Consider the following 19,858-nt stretch of genomic DNA (forward strand, 5'->3'; position numbering starts at 1 on the left):
ATGAAAGGGAAAGATACAAACAACAATGCTCGTCAGATAATCACGATGGACGAACACGGGAACGTCACTATACCCAACGGCGAGATATGGATGGGCGAGTATGAGATTGCCAACCTGTTTGGCGTGTTCGGACATTCCGTCCGCACGCAGGTCAAGGAAATATACAAGGTCGGGCTGCTGCATCCCTGCACGGCAGAGAGGAACATAAGGGTGGCGGAGGGTCGCTGGCTTGATGCGTACAGCCTTGAAATGGTCATAGCCCTTGCGTTCCGTATCAGGTCGCAAAGGGCAAAAAGGCTTCGGGAGCATGTCATCGCAATGCTGAACGAACGGCACGAAAGGTTTGTCATGCTCCTTCCTGCACGGGCAGGCAGTCCCTGCTGAAACGCCTTGACAGAGGTTTATAGAGGTTTATCCCCTTGTGTCGATGGGGAATAAACCTTTTTCTTTTTGGGTGGTTGAAGGGCAGGGATAACAGTCAGGGACGAGTCGTATAGGACTGCCGAGAAAAGAAAAACATACCGAACACAACTTCTTTTATTTTGATGAATTGATGAATATTGATATAATATGATTGAATATCAAGCGATTGCAAGTTCATCAACATATCATCAGACGCTTGCGAACGATGAAAGAAAAAGGCATTTTCCCTTTTTCAGCAACCCTCGACAAATCCTGCAAAATTATCCTCCTGTTCCCCTCAATTCTTGCTCCGCACCTCCCTGCTTTCCCCTGTTTTTATTCCATTCCGTTTTTCTTTCACCGTTCCGCGCCATTCTTCACAAGTAGTTTTCCGAACGATGTCCGTAACTTTGCACGATGCTATATATCAACCATTTAAGCAAGAAAGAAATGGATAAGAAAAACAATGACGGGCTGCTGGAAGATATGCCCGAAAAAAGAAAAAAGGACGGGGCTTTCGTCCGTGTGGGCACAACGCTCTACAAACTTGCAGACATGCCTCTTGTCGGAGGCGGTTTTGTAAGGAAGCGCATCGTGTGGAACAACGAGACGCTCCGTCAGGACTACGGCAGGGACTATCTGGCGACCGTCCCGAAGTATGACGGTTTTTGCACCGTCCCCGACCATGTGAACTATCAGCCCGTAGTAGGCAGTTTCCTCAACCTCTACGAGCCGACGGGACATCATCCGAAGCAAGGGGAGTTTCCCCATATCGAGGCATTGGCAAGGCACATCTTCGGGGAGCAGTACGAACTTGGCATGGACTACCTGCAACTACTCTACCTGCATCCCATAGAGAAACTGCCCATCCTGCTGCTCGTATCAGAGGAGCGCAACACGGGCAAGAGCACGTTCCTCAACTTCCTCAAAGCCCTCTTCGGGGGCAATGTAACCTTCAACACCAACGAGGACTTCCGAAGTCAGTTCAACTCGGACTGGGCAGGGAAACTGCTCATCCTCGTGGACGAGGTGCTTCTCGACCGCAGGGAGGACAGCGAGCGGCTCAAGAACCTCAGCACCACCCTTTCCTACAAGGTGGAGGCGAAGGGCAAGGACAGGGATGAGATTTCATTCTTCGCCAAGTTCGTACTATGCTCCAACAACGAACGTCTGCCCGTCATAATCGACACAGGAGAGACACGCTATTGGGTGAGGAAGGTGGGGAGGATAGAAAAGGACGACACGGACTTCCTGCAAAGGGTAAAGGAGGAAATACCCGCCTTCCTCTATTTTCTCCAGCACCGCACGCTCTCCACGAAGAAAGAGAGCCGTATGTGGTTCAGTCCCGAACTCATCCACACGCAAGCCCTGAGCAGGATTATACGGAGCAACCGCAACAGGACGGAGGTGGAGATGGCGGAAACCTGCCTTGAAGTCATGGACTGCATGAAAGCGTCCGCTTTCTCTTTCTGCATCAACGACATGCTCCTTCTGCTGAACTGCGCAGGCTGCAGGACGGACAGGACGCAGGTAAGGCGTATTGTGCAGGATATATGGAAACTCACTCCTGCCGAAAACACGCTCACCTATACGACCTGCCAACCGAGCTATGACAACATGCGCCCATACACGGAGGTAAGGCGCACGGGGCGTTTCTACACCGTCGGCAGGAAGCAGTTGGAGGAAATGCAGGGATAGGGGGAGTGGAAATGATGAGACTCAGCTTCGATAAGTGGCTTGATGAGGGCATGATGAAAGCATATTCTGTTGATTTCCAGATTATTGAAACAATATTCATCAATTCATCAGAATTTTCATCACTCCGACTTCGGTGGGAAACGGCAGTGGCATTACAGGCTGAAACGGAACAGGCAAGACACGCTGATATAAGCAACAGAAAAAGGCAGTCACGGCAAGCCGTGCATTCTGTATTTCCAAGCATGCAGGGTATTCAGATATTCGGGTGCAGTCCAAGTATGCCTTCGGAGAAACAAGTCCAATCGGCAGCATCGATGGAGAAACCGTGGGGACTTCAGGTTATAAGGGAAAGAAGTGGCAGGGGCAAATGCCCACGTGGTAAGTACGGTACGGATATTTTCAAAAGAGAAAATACCGTAGCTTATTAGGGGATTTTCTTAACGCTTCACTCTGTGTCCGCTAAAAATCCCTCAATAAGCCAACAGGGTTGCACCCCTCTGGACACCCCCTGCCGAGCCTGTCGGCATAAAGAAACGAGCAAGCCGAAAGGAAGTCTTTCCTCCTTTCAACGATTGTCCACCGACCGTATCTAAGGACATCAAGGCAACGAAAACAAGATAATGACAACATCTAAAAAAGACAAAAGGATATGGGATATTGCGTATTGCATTTGGAAAAGGCAAAGGGAGCCGACAGCGGAATGTCGGCTCACATCGAGCGCACCATCGTGCCGAAGAACATAGACCCTACGAGAACGCACCTCAACCGTGAGTTAATCAGGTTTCCCGACGGTGTGTGCAACCGCACGGCTGCCATACGCCACCGCCTTGACACGGCAGGGCTGAAACGCAAGATAGGGAAGAACCAAGTACAGGCAATCCGCATCGTGCTGAGCGGAACGCACGAGGATATGGAACGAATGGAAAACGAAAGGAGGCTCGGAGAGTGGTGCGATGACAGCGTGGCGTGGCTGAGAGAGACCTACGGGGCGGACAACCTCGTGTCGGCAGTCCTGCACATGGACGAGGAAACACCGCACATCCATGCCACCGTAGTGCCGATAGTGCAGGGTGAGCGCAGGAAGCAGAAAAAGGAAGAGAAGGCAAAGCGCAGGTACAGGACGAAAGCGACAGCCCCACGCCTCTGCGCAGACGAGGTGATGAGCCGTGCCAACCTCATCAGGTATCAGGACACCTACGCCGAACACATGGCGAAGTACGAGCTGAAAAGGGGTGTCAGGGGCTCGACAGCCAAGCACCTCTCCACGCATGAGTATTACCGCAATCTCATCACGCAGGGCGAGGACATACAGGAGAACATCGCCAACCTGCTGGCAAGGGAGGCGGAAGCACGGTGCATCATCGAGGAGGCGGAGCAAGCCAAAATGGAACTCGCACGCATCAAGGCGGAGAAAAAAACGGTGGAACTGAAAAACTCAGCTACCAAGACCGCCACAGCAGCACTCAACGGCATCAACTCCCTGTTGGGCGGTAATAAAGTGAGCAGGCTTGAAAGCGAGAACAGGCAGTTGCATGGTGAGGTGGCGGAACTGAAAGAGAGCATCGGACAGATGCGCACGGATATGCAGAAAATGAAGGAAAGCCACGTCGCCGAGCGGTTGCGAGCATCGGAGCAGCATCAGCGTGAAATCGGCAATCTCAGGCGCATCATCGACAAGGCAAAGGAATGGTTTCCCATGCTTGCCGAGTTTTTCCGTATTGAAAGGCTTTGCCGTTCGGTCGGATTGTCAGAGAGACACACGGACGAACTCCTGCAAGGCAAAGTACTCGTTGTTACGGGGAAACTGCATTCTGATGAGTACAGGCGTTCGTTCGCCGTTGAGAAGGCACGCTTGCAGGTGGGCAGGGAGGAAAGGGATGGGAAGACCGTACTTGACCTGCTCGTGGACAAAGTGCCGATTGCCACGTGGTTCAAGGAAAAATGGGAGAAAAAAATCGAACAGAAATCTATGTTTTGCAAAATGAACAGAAAAATTCGATTATAAAAGAAAAAATATTTTACCAAAGCCATATCTTGTGGGAACATTGGGTAAATACAACGAGGGGGCTTCAAAGCAAAAAAGCCCTCTCGTATTCATTATTTATTTCCGTATTTCTGTGATAGCAGATAGTTTATATCGAAAATTACCATCTTCCTTACTATTGCTTCTTGTTTTTTCAAAATCTGTCTCAGGACCTTTATCTGTATTAAAAGCACCGCTATAATAATAACCACTATCCCAGCCATTCCATCCCATATTACACAACAAATAATACTTTCGTTGTATATAAGAACCTATGGTTTGCCCATTTTTTATGCGGAAGACAGAACGGCTCATTTCTAATAATCCGTGAACCAACCAACAATGCCCACCTGAGTATGAATACCAAGTCTTTATAGTAATGCCTAAAAATTTCTTTTTGTGTTTCGTTTCCTTTGCATAACCACTTACTAATACATAGTATCCTTTCCTTAATTCATTGACAATGTCTGTTTCATTGTAATCTTTTTTTATTCCTCCAGATGAGAACCCTAAATTCTTAAGAGTTCTCGGGATGTTATCAGTAGAAGCGGAACTCCCTTTATTTTCATCAGTTTCATTTTCTGGGTATTTGGCATAAGTAACATCTAAATTTTGTCGTAAACCTAATTGTTGCATAATCCTTGCTATATAAGGGATTGCAGGAGGATATGGATTCCAAGTCTTTACATAACGATTCATAATCTCCCAATCAAAATCATAACCGTTGTATCGTTTGGGAAATTTATAAACGGATAATAATTGTGCAACAGCCGTTGGTACGCAGCCTGTGCTGGATAATTTTCCATCCGTTAATGGGCAAAATTGATTGTAAGGACTTCCCTGCCCCCACTCAACAGGACAATATCCTTCTTTCATTTCGGAAAAAGTTTTTTCCCATTTTCCATATACAACAGAAATTTCATCGTTTTCATTGATTCTGTTATTTTCGTTAAACTCATCAATCTCCTTAATGATTTGGACTTCCATATTTGCCAAAAATGGTACAAGATTAGGATTGTCTATGACACCATCTTGAGGGATTTCTCCTTTATCTGTAAGCACTAACATTGGAGTAACCCTTGTATCTCCGCTCATTATAGCATATCCACCACCTTGAAAATTGAAAATATGTATATTTGTTGAATTATCAACATCTGACCTTGTCATTCCTCCAACTCTTGTATCTATAGAAGTGCCATCTACTTTGAGGGTAAATTTATTTTTCAGGATGGGATTTTTTGGAGCAATAGAGTTTACACGAGTTGTTTTGCCTAAAAGAATTTCATTGAGTTCTGTTTCTGCATCATTGATATTTCTCTCATAGGAAGTTACTATTTTTTCCTCATCTTTTTCTTTTAACTCTATCTCATTTTGCATACATGAGCTAAGAAAAAACAAAAATATAGCGCAAACTATATATATTGTATTGTTCAATTTTAAACGCATATTCTATAAGTATTTAAAGAAAAGGCAATCTCGTTTGAATAGCGAGATTGCCAAAAGATGTTAGTTTAAACGAGCATTTGGATAACATGCCAAATTTATATCGTACAAATCTCCTCCACAATCGAAGTCAATACTTCCGTCATAACGATATAAATACCAACCATCAAAACTTCCTCCCCATCCCATATTAGCATGGCAATAAACATTGTACCTCTTTAAGATCCTGCGAGGTTGTTTTGGTGAAGGAGCCACATTAGAGGGACGAACGCGAATTTGATAACCATCAACAACCCAAGCATGTGAACCATTGGTAAATGCTCCTGTTGCTCTTGTTCCTCTGATGGCTCTTGCAGTTCCTCTACATATAACTGGTCTTCTTGAATTTAAAGAGTTTGCCATGTTTTGGAAAGTACAAGAGTTTTTTCCATCAATATGGACATTCCATTTTTTTACATAATTTGCAACTGCATCTACAGAAACAGAACCTCCTTCACTTGTAAATTTTGTGCCGCTTCCATCTGCAAGATTCTTTATTAAAGAGGCTAACCTTTTATCTTCCTCAGTAAGCTCATGGTATCCCCAAAAAATCGGAGAATAACTTCCTAAATTACCCCAATAAAATTTCTGTCCTTCAGGAGTTGTAATGTCATTGATATTCGGTTGTAAATACGCCAAGACTTGTGCCCAAGCAATAATTGTACACCCTGCAGGATGGCGTCCGTCATAACCATAGCCAAAATCATATTCTGGGGGACATTTAGGCACATAAAGATTATAAGGACTTGTCTGATTCCATTTTGTTTTTAGCATAGGCTCAACTATTTTATATAATTGCCCAGAGGGATTGTCTGTGGCAGAACTACGTGTTACAGGAGTATTGTTTACAAGGTATTCTACATGTTTCATCCCCTTCTTCCTAATTTGCATATTGACATAAGCTTTTGTTTTTTCACGAAGAGAATCTTCGCATTGCTTAATTACGGCAATCTCTTGCAAGGCTATGTTCATTGCATTTTTTATCATCAAATCTGCTGTTTCGTTTGGTGAAAAGAAATCTCCTTCCTCAGAAAAGGCAATAACATAAGGGAAACGGCAATCTGAACTTACAATCATACTAATAGGCTTCTTGGCTTGATGGTCAACCCATTTTAATTTTGTAAAGTATATTTCTTCACCTTTTTCGTGCTGTTTTGTAGTCAAGGATAAACTAATTTTTTCTTTTTGCACATTTGATAAAGAATTTAAGGCAGACCTTGTATTAGATCCCTTAATACTTCCGATGTATGATTTCGCAATGCTTTCAACCTCCTCATCCGATAAGTCTTTCTTATCAGGATAGGCAATACTATTGTACTCTTGTTCAGACAAAGAGATATAAGATTTATGACCGTTATCTATAACGGTATCTACTTCATCCATTTTGTCACTACACCCACTCAGAATAAAGAGTACTACCGGTAAAAATTTTAGATAATTCTTCATAATAAATTGTTTTAGTTTGTATTCGCTTACAAATATAATCAATATTCATGTTGCTTCCAAATTTTTATCACCCTTTTTTCTTATATTGCGTTAAAACACCAACAAATGATGATGGGAATTTTGGGGAATTAGAGTTTTTATGTACTTTTGTAGCAAAGAGCAAACCTCTAAGCAAGACAAGGCAAAGCATAGCAAACAGAACGGTTTCCAAATCGTTACCCGAACACCAGCCTATTGTGCGGAACACCCTTCTACAAAGGGTTGTCGCTTTTCTATCCAAAGTTACAGAAAAATTTTTATTTTCTGATAAAAAAACAAAAAAAACAATTCAATCAATGATTAAAAATGCAGAAAAACACAGTGAGGAAAAATCATATTCTGTACAGGTCTTGGTCGGAATTTCTGCCGTTTACCTGTCGATTGCCATCAGCCCCCTTCTCTTCTCTGTCTTCTGAGGTATTCCCTTTCTGATGTTTCTTTTCCGTATGATCCTGACCTGTAAAATCTGAAAAGAATGTAGCGTGCCGGAAATATATTTACATTACTACTGCATCAGGCTCTGTTTCCAGAGCTTAGGACGTATATAAAATACATTGAGAATACCATGCTGAATTATACAGGCCGCTACCTGTGCGCCAATTAACGCCTACTTGCATTGTAACCAACGCCTACATGCACTGCAGCTGAGGCCTACTTGAAGTCTAAGTAAGCACCTTTTCCTTTCACTGATATATGTAGCTGTGAACAAGCGACTTACAAGACGAATACAGCCTCTCTTCCCTGTCCTGCATGATTCGACATAAAAAAAAGAAGCATACGGGATTCATGAGGACCGCCCGAACAGCAGTGGGTAAAATATCATGACAAACAATATGAGTCGCAACAAAATTCTTTGTATTGACAAGAACCACCGGTTCAAGTTACTTTCCCAGGCCTGCCATCTCAAGAAAACTTTTACGAAATGTTCTGAAAAATTCCGTTGATTTTTTTTAGAGCTGCCTTACCTGCTGTTTCGGAAACCGTCAATCTGGTCATACTGTTTCTTCTTCATTTTCCTGCTGATTGATGCAATCCAACGCCGATGGGCAGCGATGAAAATGATGCCGGAAAAGGACAAGGCAGCATCGGTCAGTCCGGGCCGATTGAGCCACCAACTGCCGATGGCGACAAAGGGCAACGGACTAAAGAGAACAATAAACGGTATGAGAATCAAAATATAAGACGTGCGTTGCATTTTTCCTGTATAGGCGGCATTCAGAGGCTGCGTCACCTTATTATATATAGCCATCTGAAAAAAAATGCGATAGCAGACACCTGCAGTGAAGAGTGCATAGGCGAGGATTGTCCACAGGCTTACCCTGCCGAGGAGAACGGCAGGCAGCAGCAACAGCAGCGGCAGCAGCAACAGTGCAGAATAGAAATAATACTTTGCCAGCAGCAGGGTGAAGATGCTGTCCCGCTGCATGAGCAGGCACTCAAAGTAATTGCCCTCAATGCACATGATTCTCGTGAGAAAAGCGATGCCATAGATGACAAAACTGTAAAAAAGGAATGCATGGCTCTCTTTTGCAGGCAATTCGAGGCCGAGGAACAAGCCCAGTGCATAAAAGGCGATGAAGGCCGTGTTGGAAATGAACAGGTAACGAATCCGTCTGTTACGGAAGATGGACCGTACCTCCAGCTTGAAGTACTCTCCCATGAGATCGAACCGCTCAAGGAATGCAAGCCGTAGAGAGGGTTGCTCCCCGTTGGCGGATGCGGCGGCATATTGTTCCTGACGAGTCCAGTCGTAAAGAACGCGGCGGTTCAGTCCTGTCAGTGCAGCCAGCAGCAGAAGCAGAACGGCATAGACACATACGTTCCCTGCCATCAAGGCATCACCGGCACGGGCAAAGAGGCTGATGTAGTTTTGTGGGGAGGAAAAGAAAAAGGGGGTCGCGGCAGCAGAGAGATAGACAACTGCCGGCAGCAGCCAGTAGCGGAGGCGTTGTGCTATGAGTACCTGAGTAAACTGGAAGAACTGTCCGTTGGCGAGCAGCAACAGATACAGGCCGAGCGTATAGCCTGCCATTGCCTTTACCCCCCGTTCGGGAACGACGGTCATGATGCCGAAAGGAATACATAGAAAAAGAAAAAATGTGTTCTTGACGTGCAGCAGCTGGCGGATAATCAGGCAGTCCGTACAGGCATATTTGGGCAGCGGGAGCAGGAGATAGGGGCGTACCTGTACCGGCCTCCGGCTGTCGGATGCATACCGGAAGACATAGTCGAAGAAGAGTAGAAACGGCAGCAGTCCGAAGATGAAACGGTAGCTGCCAAGATGTCCTGCGGAAACAAGCTCTGCCAGTTTCAGGCCGGCCCATGCCATATAGCCACAAACGAAAACAGCCAACAGGCAGTAAAGATACTTTGCTGCCTTGTTGGCTGTCTGCTGCTCTGCCCTTCTGCCAGACAGACGGAAGAGCGTATGCAGGGTAAATATGGCTTCCCGGCAGGTCATTTACCGGAGGTCTATGATTTCGGCGGACGGATGGCTCTTCCTGTTGAAGGTGAAGAGGGCATCGGAGAGGTTCTTGCGCTGGATGCCGGACACAGTGATGGTAGTCCATTTACCGCCCTGCTTCATCCTGATGGCCTGCAGCTGGTAGTTTTTGCTGACGGTCACATATACTTCCTGCACACTGCGTTGGGCATTAGCTGCCTTCATGTGTACCAGATAGGCGTTGCCCTTGTTCGTCATCGAGAGATCGTACCCCTGCCGGTACATTGTCATCAGGGAATAGGGATTCATCGAGAGCCGCTGTGCTTCGGTGGGAGTGGAAATGTTCACTTCGTTGGTAGACTTCATGTACGACCACTGTGTCTTTCCGTTGAACCAGATGGTCATCTGCGGAGTGGTGGCAACGAACTTCGTTCCTTTTACGGATATTGTGCCCGATGTTCTGCCTACAGAGCCCGGTCTGGAGAGGGCGAAACGGGCGGTGACTCCCCCCTGGTTGGCAACAATGGCAGTAGCCTTGTCCAGACAGGTTCTGGCCTGGTTGGCATTCTGTGCAAAGATGCTGTCTGCCATGAAGATGACTGCCAGCAATAATAAATACTTAATCTGTTTCATCGTTGTGATGTTTTGTCTGTTTTGTTCAAAATAGTCATGGAGGTTGTTACCGACGGACTGTCTTCTCCGGACAGGCGGCACGATGCGTCATCCGGTTTGTCCGCCTTGCGGGTATTATCCACGTAAACTTGCAAGCATATTGTCGAGGCTCACCTCGTCGCCGATCAGCACTTCGCGTGGTTTCGAGCCTTTGGCCGCCCCCACGATGCCGGCCTTTTCCATCTGGTCCATCAGTCGTCCGGCACGGTTGTAGCCGATGGACAGTCGGCGTTGGATCATACTCGTCGAACCCTGCTGGCTGATGACAATGGCACGTGCAGCCTCTTCGAACAACGGGTCGAGACTGTGCGCATCCAGTGAACCGCCTCCGCTCACCTCATCTTCTGACAGCGGCTCCGGAATCTCCAAAGGATGTACCGGTCCCAGCTGGTTGGCGATGAACTTTGTTATCTTCTCAACCTCGGGAGTATCCACAAAGGCACACTGCACACGCACAGGATCGGCGCCGTTGAGATAGAGCATATCACCGCGTCCGACAAGCTGCTGCGCCCCCGGACGGTCGAGGATGATGCGGGAATCCATCATGGCACCGACACGGAAGGCAATACGGCCCGGGAAGTTCGCCTTGATGTTACCGGTAATGATGCTGGTGGTCGGTCGCTGTGTTGCAATGATCATGTGGATGCCGACGGCACGTGCCAGCTGGGCTATACGGGTGATAGGCATCTCCACTTCCTTTCCGGCAGTAAGTATCAGGTCGCCGAACTCGTCGATGATAACGACAATGTACGGCATGAACTCATGTCCGTCTTCCGGGTTCAATTCATGGTTGAGGAACTTCTGGTTATACTCCTTTATGTTTCTCACTCGGGCTGCCTTCAGCCTGTCGTAACGCTCGTCCATGAGCACGCACAGGCCTTTCAGTGTCTTCACGACTTTCTGTACATCCGTGATGATAGGCTCGTCCTCGTTCTCTTCGACAGCTGCCATGAATGGTTTTGCAATCGGGGAATAGACACTGAACTCAACCTTCTTCGGGTCGACAAGTACAATCTTGAGTTCATTGGGATGTTTCTTGTAGAGCAGGGATGTGATGATGGCGTTCAGTCCGACGGACTTACCCTGACCTGTGGCACCGGCAACAAGCAGGTGGGGAATCTTGGCAAGATCTACCATGTAGACCTCGTTGGTGATAGTCTTGCCCAATGCGATCGGCAGTTCCATCGTTGACTCCTGGAACTTCCTGGAGTTAAGGATAGAGTACATGGAAACGATGTTCGGCTTGGCATTCGGCACCTCGATGCCGATGGTACCCTTACCCGGCATGGGTGCGATGATTCGGATGCCAATAGCCGCCAGGCTCAGTGCAATGTCATCCTCGAGGTTCTTGATTTTGGAGATGCGGATGCCCTGTGCCGGAGTGATTTCGTAGAGGGTAATAGTAGGGCCGACAGTAGCCCGTATGCTGCGAATCTGTACGCCGAAGTCGTTCAGCACCTTGATGATGCGGTCCTTGTTCGCCTCCAGCTCCTCCTGGCTTACATAGTTGACCTTGGAGTCGGAATCATATTCTTTCAGTAGGTCGAGGGTCGGAAATTTCCAGTTGACAAACGGCTCGCGTGGGTTGATAGGTGTCAGCGGCAGGTTACTGTTCGCAACAGTCTTTCCCTGTGCCTGTTCATTCCTCCGGGTTCTTTCCACTTCAAAACCGGGAATTCTCTTTCCATCTGTATTCTTCGTATGGCCACTTTCACCGGAAGTGTAGAGCGAATCGGGTTCACGCAGCACCGTTGCCGGCCCCGTCTGCAGATCGATGGGCTGAGAGAGTTCCGGGTCGACAAGTTCCGGAGAATCGTCAGACGCACCATCAGCAATCGTCTCATCGTCATAAAGACTATCGGAAGTTTCTCTGCTGTTATGGTGAACCACTGTGAACTTCACCTTGTCCCGTATGTATCCGATCGGATTCATCATCTTACGTACAACGGTGATGGTCTCCGAAGTAAGATAGGTAAGGTAAGCCAGCATGACAATGACGAGTATCGCCATCAGTCCCGTTGTACCGACAAGGTTTTCCATGTATTGTACGCAGAAAGCACCGTGGTCGCCGCCGGGATTGAACACCTGGTCGCCCATCAGGGGGGTGAGGAGCTTGGCAAACGTAATTGAAGACCATATCATGACGAGGGCCATTCCCATGAACCATTTCATCAGGTTCAGCTTCTTGTAGGCACCCATCATACGGAGACCGCAGAGGATGATGAAGGCTGGGATGATAAAAGCAGGAATCCCGAAACAGCGAGAGATAAGTCCGTATGACAGCAGGGCTCCGAGCGATCCGCAGGCGTTCTGGAATGCCCTGCCAGTGTTTTCGACCTCACCGGGGCGCAGGTCGGTGACAAGACTCTGGTCGGCCGCACCGGTATTGAAATAGCTGAAGAAAGCCACGCAGATAAAAAGCGCAACACCCAGAAGGATAAGCCCGGCAACAAATCCCGTCTTGTCATTAATGATACTGTTGAGTCCGATTGCTTCGGTGAATGTCTTGCTTTTACGTTCCGTTTTTTTCTTTGCCATTGATCAATCTTCGTTTTATCCTTGCAAAAGTAATAAATTCGTGCCACATAAGTTTACGATTTCAGACTTTTTTTCTTAATTTTGCAGGTCAGTATACAATCCGAAATGAACAGAGTATTATACAACAAATTCGACAAAAGCAGAATATCGCAGTTGCCAAGAGTTACTTTTCCAGGCAAGATTGTCGTTGTCCTGAATGAAGCTGAGGCTGAGAAAGCGGTTAATTACCTGCTCTCGCGTGACATCATCGGCATTGATACCGAGACGCGCCCCGTCTTCCGGAAAGGACAGCACCATAAAGTTGCGCTTCTGCAGGCGTGCGACCGTGAAGTATGTTTTCTGTTCCGACTGAACATCATCGGTATACCAGACTGTGTTAAACGGTTCCTCGAAGATACGACCGTTCCGAAAGTGGGGCTTTCGCTGGGCGATGACATGCTGATGCTGCATCAGCGTTCTGCGTTCAAACCGGGCTATTTCATCGACCTCCAGGACTATGTGAAGTCACTGGGCATCGAGGACATGAGCCTCCAGAAGCTGTACGCCAATGTCTTTCACGAACGTATAACCAAGCGTGAACAGCTGTCGAACTGGGAAAACCAGATACTCAACGATAAGCAGAAGCTTTATGCCTCGACGGATGCATGGACGTGTATCAATCTCTATGAACGCTTGCACGAACTGAAGCATACAGGTGATTATGAGCTGGTTGTTGTTCATGAGAAAGAACATACGGATTCTATTCAAACTGAAAAAGCGACAGAGAGCATAAGGATTTGATACTTCTTTTCTGATTACCATCACGATGATATGATTTTTCTTCATGCTGAACAATTCATGTCAGACGGACTGGTGTAAGCAATTTAATCAAAATAATCGAGAAACTTTATGTATAAGCAAATATATCTGAAAAGGGGCAAGGAGGACAGTCTTCTCCGCTTTCATCCATGGATATTCTCCGGTGCCATCAGCAGGATTGACGAAGGACTTGAAGAGGGTGAGACCGTACGCGTCATGACACATGATGGCAGGTTTATCGCTGTCGGACATTTCCAGATCGGTTCTATTGCCGTCCGAATTCTTTCGTTCCGTGATGTAGAGATTGACGACACTTTCTGGGAAAGCCGGCTGAGAACAGCCTTTCAGGTGCGTCGGGCTATCGGCGTTATTCGTGAGTGGAAGGAGGATATTCATTTTTCCCCGAACACCACTTACCGGCTTGTCCATGGAGAGGGTGACAATCTACCGGGACTGATAATCGACGTATATGGCAGGACGGCAGTCATGCAGGCTCACTCCGTGGGGATGCACGTGTGCCGTTTCGTGATTGCCAAAGCTCTTGTGAAAGTGATGGGAGACAGGCTGGACAGCATCTATTACAAAAGTGAGACAACCCTCCCATTCAAGGCTGAACTCGGTCAGGAAAACGGCTTTATCCATGGTGGCACCGATGATGACATTGCAGTTGAGAACGGATTGAAGTTCCATATCGACTGGCTGAAGGGGCAGAAGACCGGTTTTTTCATCGACCAGCGGGAGAACCGTTCGCTGCTGGAACGATACGCCAAAGGGCGTAGCGTACTCAATATGTTCTGCTATACGGGCGGTTTCTCTGTCTATGCCATGCGAGGCGGGGCTGAGCTGGTACACTCTGTGGACAGCTCTGCCAAGGCCATAGAATTGACAGACAGGAATATCGAGCTCAACTTCCCAGGTGACACACGACATGAAGCTATCTGTGAGGATGCCTTCAAGTATCTTGACGATCACGACGGAAAGTATGATCTCATCGTCCTCGACCCGCCTGCCTTTGCCAAACACCGAAAGGCTCTGAAGAACGGACTGCGTGGATATACACGACTGAACTTCAAGGGTTTTGAAAGAATCAAACCCGGCGGAATTCTCTTCACTTTCAGCTGCTCGCAGGTTGTAACAAAGGAGAACTTCCGGCAAGCCGTCTTCACAGCTGCTGCACAGGCAGGGCGCAAAGTACGCATTCTGCATCAGCTTCACCAGCCGGCCGACCATCCGATAAATATTTATCATCCCGAAGGGGAATACTTGAAAGGACTGGTTCTCTATGTTGAATAAGGTCAGGCGTTTCATAGCTTTCGAGCATCTGCTTCAGGCAGACAGACTTTATCTGGTAGCACTCTCAGGTGGTGCCGACAGCGTCTGCCTGTTACTCTGTCTCAAGGAATTAGGCTATCGGATTGAGGCTGTTCACTGTAATTTCCACCTGCGTGGAGAAGAAAGCCAGCGTGACGAACAGTACTGTCAGGAGCTATGTGTACGTGAGAACATCCCACTTCATAAGGCACACTTCGATACAAAGACCTATGCGGCACAGCACAAGGTAAGCATAGAGATGGCTGCACGCAGTCTGCGTTACCGCTATTTCTTCCAACTGAAAGAGACACTGGCAGCAGATGCTGTCTGTACAGGACATCATAAGGAAGATTCGGTAGAGACGATTCTCATCAATCTTGTCCGTGGCACGGGGCTTAATGGTCTGATGGGAATCCGTCCAAGAAAAGGCGGTGTAGTCCGTCCGCTGCTCTGTGTTACACGTCAGGAAATTGAGCAGTATCTCCGCAGCCGTTCTGTGTCGTTTGTGACCGACAGCACAAACCTTGTAGACGATGTGGTACGCAACAAGATCCGTCTGAATATTCTTCCGCAGCTGGCCGAGATAAATCCTTCTGTCAATGATGCCGTCCTGACTGCCGCCAATCACCTCTCTGAGGTCGATGCTATTGTGCGGGATTCTTTGAACATGGCTTTGGATAAAGCTGTCAGGCCAATTGGCTCAACCAGTCCGGGAAATTCTTTTTATCCACTGGAACATACTTTCAAAATTGATTTGAAGGTTGTCCGGCATTTTCCATCGCCTGCCTATCTCCTCTTCCATATTTTAAAGCCGCTTGGTTTCACACCTTCTCAGATTGCAGAGGTTACAGCCCATCTTGAAGGACAGCCAGGGCAGGTCTGGGCATCTTCCACCCATGAACTCACACACGACCGGGACTCGCTTCTTGTCATGCCTGTAGTGGCAGAGAAGCCTCGTGAACTTATCATCCCGGAGACAGGACGCTATGTTTATGATGATGGACTTTCCATCCGCCTGACGAAAGAGAACCGCTCTCCCGCTTCAAGTCCCTCCTTCTCAAGAAATCCTGCCATCATTGACCTCGATGCCTCCTCTATCCGGTTCCCGCTGACCCTCCGCCGTACCGCTGAGGGCGACCGCTTCATGCCTCTTGGCATGAGCGGAACCCAACTCGTAAGCGATTTCCTCACCAATCTGAAGCGTAACCGTTTCGAGAAACGTAGTCAACTTGTTCTTCTCGATGCCTCAGGTGTCATTCTCTGGCTACTCGGTCTCCGTATCAGTGAGTGCTTCAAAGTCAGCTCGCACACAACTTCCTGCCTGCATATTGAACTGCTTTGAGCTTCGTGTATAGTGGGTTGGATTGCAACTGACGATCACTTCGTATTCAACTAACGCCTACTTCGTGTTCAACTAACGCTTACTTGCATGCCAACTAAGCACCGTTTTTTACATCGGTTATAACCATCTGGAAACAAGATGTTTGCAATGTGAGGAAAGACACAGTGGAAAAACGGAATGGGGAACTGACTCCAAATCCATGGAAATGCGCTGACACAATTTGTAAAAAGCATTATCGGCCTGCCATCCATCAGTTTTTATTCTGCCAGCTTCTTCTTCACTTCCGCAAGTGCCGCAATCCAATCTGTGTCAAGCGAGAACTGAGTAAGATAATCTTCACGGTTGAAATAAGCCAGAACGAGGTCTTTGTCGGGATCGTTGTAAAGCGGATGGTTGATGCTTGTATCCCGAAAAATCTTTAGAATGCGGTCCTTGTCACGCTGTTTCACCGCACGGGCGTATTCCTTTGTAAAGAGGTTGACGTACTCGTGCATGTAATAGGCCATCGAATCGAGCTGGGCATTGAGATGGGCAATCTCCTTATTGGACAGTTGACTTGTCGTATCGACGATTGCCGACAAAGTGCGAGTGTTCAGGTAGGTGATGGCATCCACCTTGAAAGAAGCGGCCTTACGTACATTAACATCTTCTTTCGTGTCGGTTGCGACCTTGTAGGCACTCGTGTAAATTTGTTTGGAAACCCGTTCCTGCTGGGCGTTTGCCGACAATGCAGATACGAACAGGAAAGCCAAAGCTATCATTACAGTTTTCATACATTTAAATATTTCTATTATCCTAATTTGTATTTTCGACGAATTTAGAAGTTACCGGTTTAAATCAACAAGGTTCCGATTTCTTTCTTTTCCGCTATGGCAGCCCTTAACCGGCTCATCTTACCCTATCGGTATTCTTCCTGGCAAAATCCTTCCACGAACCATAATGTCTGGCATCTGTAGTGGGGCGGTTCATTTGCAGGAAGTGACAATAAGCAGCGGCAACGGCATCTGTGGCATCCATGAAATGAGGCATCTGGTCGTCGCGAAGATGGAGCAGTTTCTGCAGCATACCGGCAACCTGATCCTTGGAAGCCGACCCGTTTCCGGTGATTGCCATCTTGATTTTCAAAGGAGCATATTCACAGATGGGGACATCATGATGGATGGCTGCAGCAATGGCAACGCCTTGCGCACGTCCGAGCTTCAGCATTGACTGCACGTTCTTGCCGAAGAAAGGAGCCTCGATGGCAAGCTCGTCGGGCAGATACTCGTCAATGATACCCGTGACACGGTCGAAAATCTTTCCCAGTCGCAGATATACATCCTTCTCCTTGCGCATATCAATGACACCCATGACTATCAGTTCTGCCTTGTTCCCACGAACACGCAGCACGCCATAGCCCATGACGTTAGTCCCCGGATCGATACCAAGGAGTATCTTTTCCGACTGTAAATTTCCTTTCTGCATTCCTGACTGTCTGAATCAGACCTATCTCAGCGGTCCATATAGGGATTATGGGCAAGTTCGAAGCCGATAGAAGTCTGGGGGCCGTGTCCCGGATAGACTACGGTGGCATCCGGAAGCTGTGCAAGCTCGCGCAGGCTGCTGATAATCTGGAACATACTTCCACCGGGGAAATCGGTTCTGCCGATACTTCCCTTGAAAAGCGTATCACCGGTGAACAGAACGTTCTCTTCTGCACAATAGAAGGATACTGAACCTTCAGAATGGCCAGGCGTGTGGATGACTCGGAACACATGAGTTCCGAACGAAATCTCCCTGCTCTCGGAAAGCCTCAACTCACCGGCCGGAAGTCTGCAATCCAACTTCATCCCCAGCATCTGTGCAGCTGCCTGCTCCGGATTGTTCATGAATACGGCATCGTCTTCAGCAACCTCCGGCAGAAGACCGAAAGCCGAGTGGACAGCCGCGTCGCCAAGGTGATGGTCAAGATGACCGTGTGTGCCGAGGTTGTGGACAGGGTGCAGTCCGTTTTCCTTTATATAGGAAACAATCGTTCCCTGTTCATCTTCCGTGAGGGCTCCACAGTCAATGATGACACATTCCTTGGTATCGTCACTGACGACGTAGCAGTTTTCCTGGAGAGGGTTGACCTCGAATGTTTTGATTTTAAGCATAAGCGATTATGATGAATAATGACCAGAACAACTATGAAGAGGGCATTGAAAAACGACGAAAATAATCTGCCGGAAGCTATGCCGGTACGTAAACGAGATACTTCTCCTTAAACCACGCTTCATCGAACCATTGTGACAGTTCTGTTCTTTCTGCAATCTTCCGGAAAGGCTTCAGTTCTTCATCAAGATTTCCACCTTTAAGGACCATTACACCATTGGGGAGGGCATTATGCTGGTCACGTGCAATATTTTTTCTGACGATTTTCATCAGGTCTGGCAGCGGCATGACGGCACGTGAGACGATGAAATCGAACTTTCCTTTCTCCTCCTCTCCGCGCTGGTGGACAGGCAGGACATTGTCGAGACCGATGGAATCGGCAACTTCCTTTGCCACCTTTACCTTTTTACCGGTCCCGTCAATGAGTTTGAAGTTGGATTCAGGAAAGAGAATGGCAAGTGGTATTCCTGGGAAGCCACCGCCCGTACCAAAGTCGAGGACGTTTGTTCCTTCCCGGAAACGGATACGGCGGGCAATCGCCAATGAGTGCAGGATATGATGCTCATAAAGATTATCGATGTCCTTGCGCGAAACGACATTTATTTTCGCATTCCAGTCGTGATACAGAACATCGAGTGCGGCAATCTGCTCTTCCTGTCTGTGGGTGAGATGGGGAAAATACTTCTTTATTATCTCTGTCATGATTTTATAGAGGATAAGTGGATGATAGACGATGATGGATGATGGTCATCATTAAGCGATGATGGGTAATCCCTGAGAGGAAATCAATTGTCGACGGCCACCCTCACTTCCTGCCGGCTGATTTCTCCCGGCGTATAGATGAAGACCGTAGAGTCATCTGTTAGAATGAAATTGTCTGCGGGATAGGGACTGATTCCTACGAAATAGCCTTTTGATTGTAAACCCGCAACGTCCCCATTGTCAAGGTCTTCCCGCTCAGCCATACGCCCGATGATTTCCTTTGTCAGTTTTTCTTTATAATCTTTGCCGAATTGTTCCTGCAGGCTGATCAGATGACCGTCCTTCAGACTGAAGTTGCGTGCAATTGTATACTTCGTCGACTGACCGTTACCATTGTTGATGGCAATGTGCGAGAGAGCTGTGACATAATCGCCGGATGCGGCTCTCAGCTCTGTCTTGATGGACAGTTCACCGATCAGCTGGCTCCGTTCTTTTTCTTTCTGACGTATGAGACGTGCCACTTCCATATACTCTTTCACGTATTGACGCACAAAGGCTGGGATAGCAGTCTGTGGAGAAAGACGGTCATAACTGATGGAGAAATAGTCGGGTTGCAACAGCCCCATTCGCAGTAAAGAGTCGTTGACGACAGCATATTTCTTGTCTTTCAGACAGGTGAAAGCAACATGGACATGGCATTGTATCGCATCTGAAAGACGCGCTAAAGTATCAGCAGACACGACAGTTGTTGCAGCCTCAAGCCTTTGGGGGGTGCCTTGCTTAGAGCTGCAGCTTCCAGTCAGCATCAGGACGACCACGGAGAATACGA

Annotated in this window: 18 protein-coding genes; 8 read left to right on the plus strand and 10 right to left on the minus strand. The window is 47.6% G+C overall.

Annotated elements, in window-relative coordinates; translation table 11 throughout:
* The 4 genes from DYH27_RS11265 (at position 1) to mobV (ending at position 4,105) form a co-directional block, all read left to right on the plus strand.
* Positions 1 to 384, plus strand: a complete 384-nt coding sequence (locus DYH27_RS11265) for a hypothetical protein (protein WP_019189219.1) — start codon at positions 1 to 3, stop codon at positions 382 to 384.
* Positions 385 to 852: 468 nt separating this feature from the next.
* On the plus strand, positions 853 to 2,100 hold the full coding sequence (locus DYH27_RS11270; RefSeq protein ID WP_029216523.1) for a primase-helicase family protein: 1,248 nt from the start codon (positions 853 to 855) through the stop codon (positions 2,098 to 2,100).
* A gap of 11 nt (positions 2,101 to 2,111) precedes the next feature.
* Positions 2,112 to 2,528: a hypothetical protein gene (locus DYH27_RS11275; protein ID WP_025067546.1), complete on the plus strand. Its 417-nt coding sequence runs from the start codon at positions 2,112 to 2,114 to the stop codon at positions 2,526 to 2,528.
* 221 nt (positions 2,529 to 2,749) lie between these two features.
* Positions 2,750 to 4,105, plus strand: a complete 1,356-nt coding sequence (gene mobV, locus DYH27_RS11280; protein WP_029216524.1) for a MobV family relaxase — start codon at positions 2,750 to 2,752, stop codon at positions 4,103 to 4,105.
* Between the two features lie 96 nt (positions 4,106 to 4,201).
* Here the strand turns inward: mobV and DYH27_RS11285 are convergent, their stop codons facing one another.
* Together DYH27_RS11285 and DYH27_RS11290 are read right to left on the minus strand one after the other, a co-directional pair.
* On the minus strand, positions 4,202 to 5,569 hold the full coding sequence (locus DYH27_RS11285; protein ID WP_081640769.1) for a C10 family peptidase: 1,368 nt from the start codon (positions 5,567 to 5,569) through the stop codon (positions 4,202 to 4,204).
* A 60-nt stretch (positions 5,570 to 5,629) separates the two neighbouring features.
* Positions 5,630 to 7,051, minus strand: a complete 1,422-nt coding sequence (locus tag DYH27_RS11290; RefSeq protein WP_025067548.1) for a C10 family peptidase — start codon at positions 7,049 to 7,051, stop codon at positions 5,630 to 5,632.
* A gap of 47 nt (positions 7,052 to 7,098) precedes the next feature.
* On the opposite strand from DYH27_RS11290, the gene DYH27_RS11295 reads away from it, so the two are divergent.
* Positions 7,099 to 7,506, plus strand: a complete 408-nt coding sequence (locus tag DYH27_RS11295) for a hypothetical protein (protein WP_029216525.1) — start codon at positions 7,099 to 7,101, stop codon at positions 7,504 to 7,506.
* A gap of 545 nt (positions 7,507 to 8,051) precedes the next feature.
* On the opposite strand, the gene DYH27_RS11300 is transcribed toward DYH27_RS11295, so the two are convergent.
* The 3 genes from DYH27_RS11300 to DYH27_RS11310 all read right to left on the minus strand — a co-directional run bounded on the left by DYH27_RS11300 (position 8,052) and on the right by DYH27_RS11310 (position 12,743).
* Complete coding sequence (locus DYH27_RS11300; protein WP_029216526.1) at positions 8,052 to 9,551, minus strand: DUF5687 family protein; 1,500 nt, start codon at positions 9,549 to 9,551, stop codon at positions 8,052 to 8,054.
* On the minus strand, positions 9,552 to 10,166 hold the full coding sequence (locus tag DYH27_RS11305) for a LolA-like putative outer membrane lipoprotein chaperone (protein WP_013672142.1): 615 nt from the start codon (positions 10,164 to 10,166) through the stop codon (positions 9,552 to 9,554). It abuts the gene before it with no gap.
* A gap of 114 nt (positions 10,167 to 10,280) precedes the next feature.
* Complete coding sequence (locus DYH27_RS11310; protein WP_029216527.1) at positions 10,281 to 12,743, minus strand: FtsK/SpoIIIE family DNA translocase; 2,463 nt, start codon at positions 12,741 to 12,743, stop codon at positions 10,281 to 10,283.
* 105 nt (positions 12,744 to 12,848) lie between these two features.
* Here DYH27_RS11310 and DYH27_RS11315 point away from each other — a divergent pair, with 105 nt between their 5' ends.
* The 3 genes from DYH27_RS11315 to tilS all read left to right on the plus strand — a co-directional run bounded on the left by DYH27_RS11315 (position 12,849) and on the right by tilS (position 16,194).
* Complete coding sequence (locus DYH27_RS11315) at positions 12,849 to 13,523, plus strand: 3'-5' exonuclease (protein ID WP_013672140.1); 675 nt, start codon at positions 12,849 to 12,851, stop codon at positions 13,521 to 13,523.
* Between the two features lie 108 nt (positions 13,524 to 13,631).
* Positions 13,632 to 14,834 carry a class I SAM-dependent rRNA methyltransferase gene (locus tag DYH27_RS11320; RefSeq protein ID WP_025067549.1) on the plus strand — a complete coding sequence of 401 codons (1,203 nt, stop codon included), beginning with the start codon at positions 13,632 to 13,634 and terminating at the stop codon, positions 14,832 to 14,834.
* Positions 14,824 to 16,194 (plus strand): tRNA lysidine(34) synthetase TilS, encoded by a 1,371-nt coding sequence (gene tilS, locus DYH27_RS11325; protein WP_025067550.1) that lies wholly within the window; start codon positions 14,824 to 14,826, stop codon positions 16,192 to 16,194. The genes DYH27_RS11320 and tilS overlap by 11 nt, the downstream gene beginning before the upstream one ends.
* Positions 16,195 to 16,451: 257 nt before the next feature.
* Here the strand turns inward: tilS and DYH27_RS11330 are convergent, their stop codons facing one another.
* The 5 genes from DYH27_RS11330 to DYH27_RS11350 form a co-directional block, all read right to left on the minus strand.
* Positions 16,452 to 16,967, minus strand: coding sequence for a hypothetical protein (locus DYH27_RS11330; RefSeq protein ID WP_025067551.1), 516 nt, complete (start codon positions 16,965 to 16,967; stop codon positions 16,452 to 16,454).
* Positions 16,968 to 17,082: 115 nt separating this feature from the next.
* On the minus strand, positions 17,083 to 17,658 hold the full coding sequence (gene ruvC, locus DYH27_RS11335) for a crossover junction endodeoxyribonuclease RuvC (RefSeq protein ID WP_004353484.1): 576 nt from the start codon (positions 17,656 to 17,658) through the stop codon (positions 17,083 to 17,085).
* A 26-nt stretch (positions 17,659 to 17,684) separates the two neighbouring features.
* Entirely contained in the window at positions 17,685 to 18,329 is a 645-nt protein-coding gene (locus tag DYH27_RS11340; RefSeq protein ID WP_025067552.1) for an MBL fold metallo-hydrolase, read from the minus strand.
* A 76-nt stretch (positions 18,330 to 18,405) separates the two neighbouring features.
* Positions 18,406 to 19,029 (minus strand): 16S rRNA (guanine(527)-N(7))-methyltransferase RsmG, encoded by a 624-nt coding sequence (gene rsmG / locus DYH27_RS11345; RefSeq protein ID WP_025067553.1) that lies wholly within the window; start codon positions 19,027 to 19,029, stop codon positions 18,406 to 18,408.
* A gap of 83 nt (positions 19,030 to 19,112) precedes the next feature.
* On the minus strand, positions 19,113 to 19,769 hold the full coding sequence (locus tag DYH27_RS11350; protein WP_004353504.1) for an RsiV family protein: 657 nt from the start codon (positions 19,767 to 19,769) through the stop codon (positions 19,113 to 19,115).
* Positions 19,770 to 19,858 lie beyond the last annotated feature (89 nt).

This window comes from Prevotella denticola, from assembly GCF_900454835.1.
In the GTDB taxonomy this organism is placed as follows: domain Bacteria; phylum Bacteroidota; class Bacteroidia; order Bacteroidales; family Bacteroidaceae; genus Prevotella; species Prevotella denticola.

Coding starts and splice junctions, on each gene's coding strand:
- rsmG (WP_025067553.1), bottom strand. CDS start 19,029: ATGACAGAGATAATAAAGAAGTATTTTCCCCATCTCACCCACAGACAG.
- DYH27_RS11305 (WP_013672142.1), bottom strand. CDS start 10,166: ATGAAACAGATTAAGTATTTATTATTGCTGGCAGTCATCTTCATGGCA.
- mobV (WP_029216524.1), top strand. CDS start 2,750: ATGGGATATTGCGTATTGCATTTGGAAAAGGCAAAGGGAGCCGACAGC.
- tilS (WP_025067550.1), top strand. CDS start 14,824: ATGTTGAATAAGGTCAGGCGTTTCATAGCTTTCGAGCATCTGCTTCAG.
- DYH27_RS11270 (WP_029216523.1), top strand. CDS start 853: ATGGATAAGAAAAACAATGACGGGCTGCTGGAAGATATGCCCGAAAAA.
- DYH27_RS11265 (WP_019189219.1), top strand. CDS start 1: ATGAAAGGGAAAGATACAAACAACAATGCTCGTCAGATAATCACGATG.
- DYH27_RS11310 (WP_029216527.1), bottom strand. CDS start 12,743: ATGGCAAAGAAAAAAACGGAACGTAAAAGCAAGACATTCACCGAAGCA.
- DYH27_RS11295 (WP_029216525.1), top strand. CDS start 7,099: ATGTTGCTTCCAAATTTTTATCACCCTTTTTTCTTATATTGCGTTAAA.
- DYH27_RS11320 (WP_025067549.1), top strand. CDS start 13,632: ATGTATAAGCAAATATATCTGAAAAGGGGCAAGGAGGACAGTCTTCTC.
- DYH27_RS11340 (WP_025067552.1), bottom strand. CDS start 18,329: ATGCTTAAAATCAAAACATTCGAGGTCAACCCTCTCCAGGAAAACTGC.
- DYH27_RS11275 (WP_025067546.1), top strand. CDS start 2,112: ATGATGAGACTCAGCTTCGATAAGTGGCTTGATGAGGGCATGATGAAA.
- DYH27_RS11330 (WP_025067551.1), bottom strand. CDS start 16,967: ATGAAAACTGTAATGATAGCTTTGGCTTTCCTGTTCGTATCTGCATTG.
- DYH27_RS11290 (WP_025067548.1), bottom strand. CDS start 7,051: ATGAAGAATTATCTAAAATTTTTACCGGTAGTACTCTTTATTCTGAGT.
- ruvC (WP_004353484.1), bottom strand. CDS start 17,658: ATGCAGAAAGGAAATTTACAGTCGGAAAAGATACTCCTTGGTATCGAT.
- DYH27_RS11315 (WP_013672140.1), top strand. CDS start 12,849: ATGAACAGAGTATTATACAACAAATTCGACAAAAGCAGAATATCGCAG.
- DYH27_RS11300 (WP_029216526.1), bottom strand. CDS start 9,551: ATGACCTGCCGGGAAGCCATATTTACCCTGCATACGCTCTTCCGTCTG.
- DYH27_RS11285 (WP_081640769.1), bottom strand. CDS start 5,569: ATGCGTTTAAAATTGAACAATACAATATATATAGTTTGCGCTATATTT.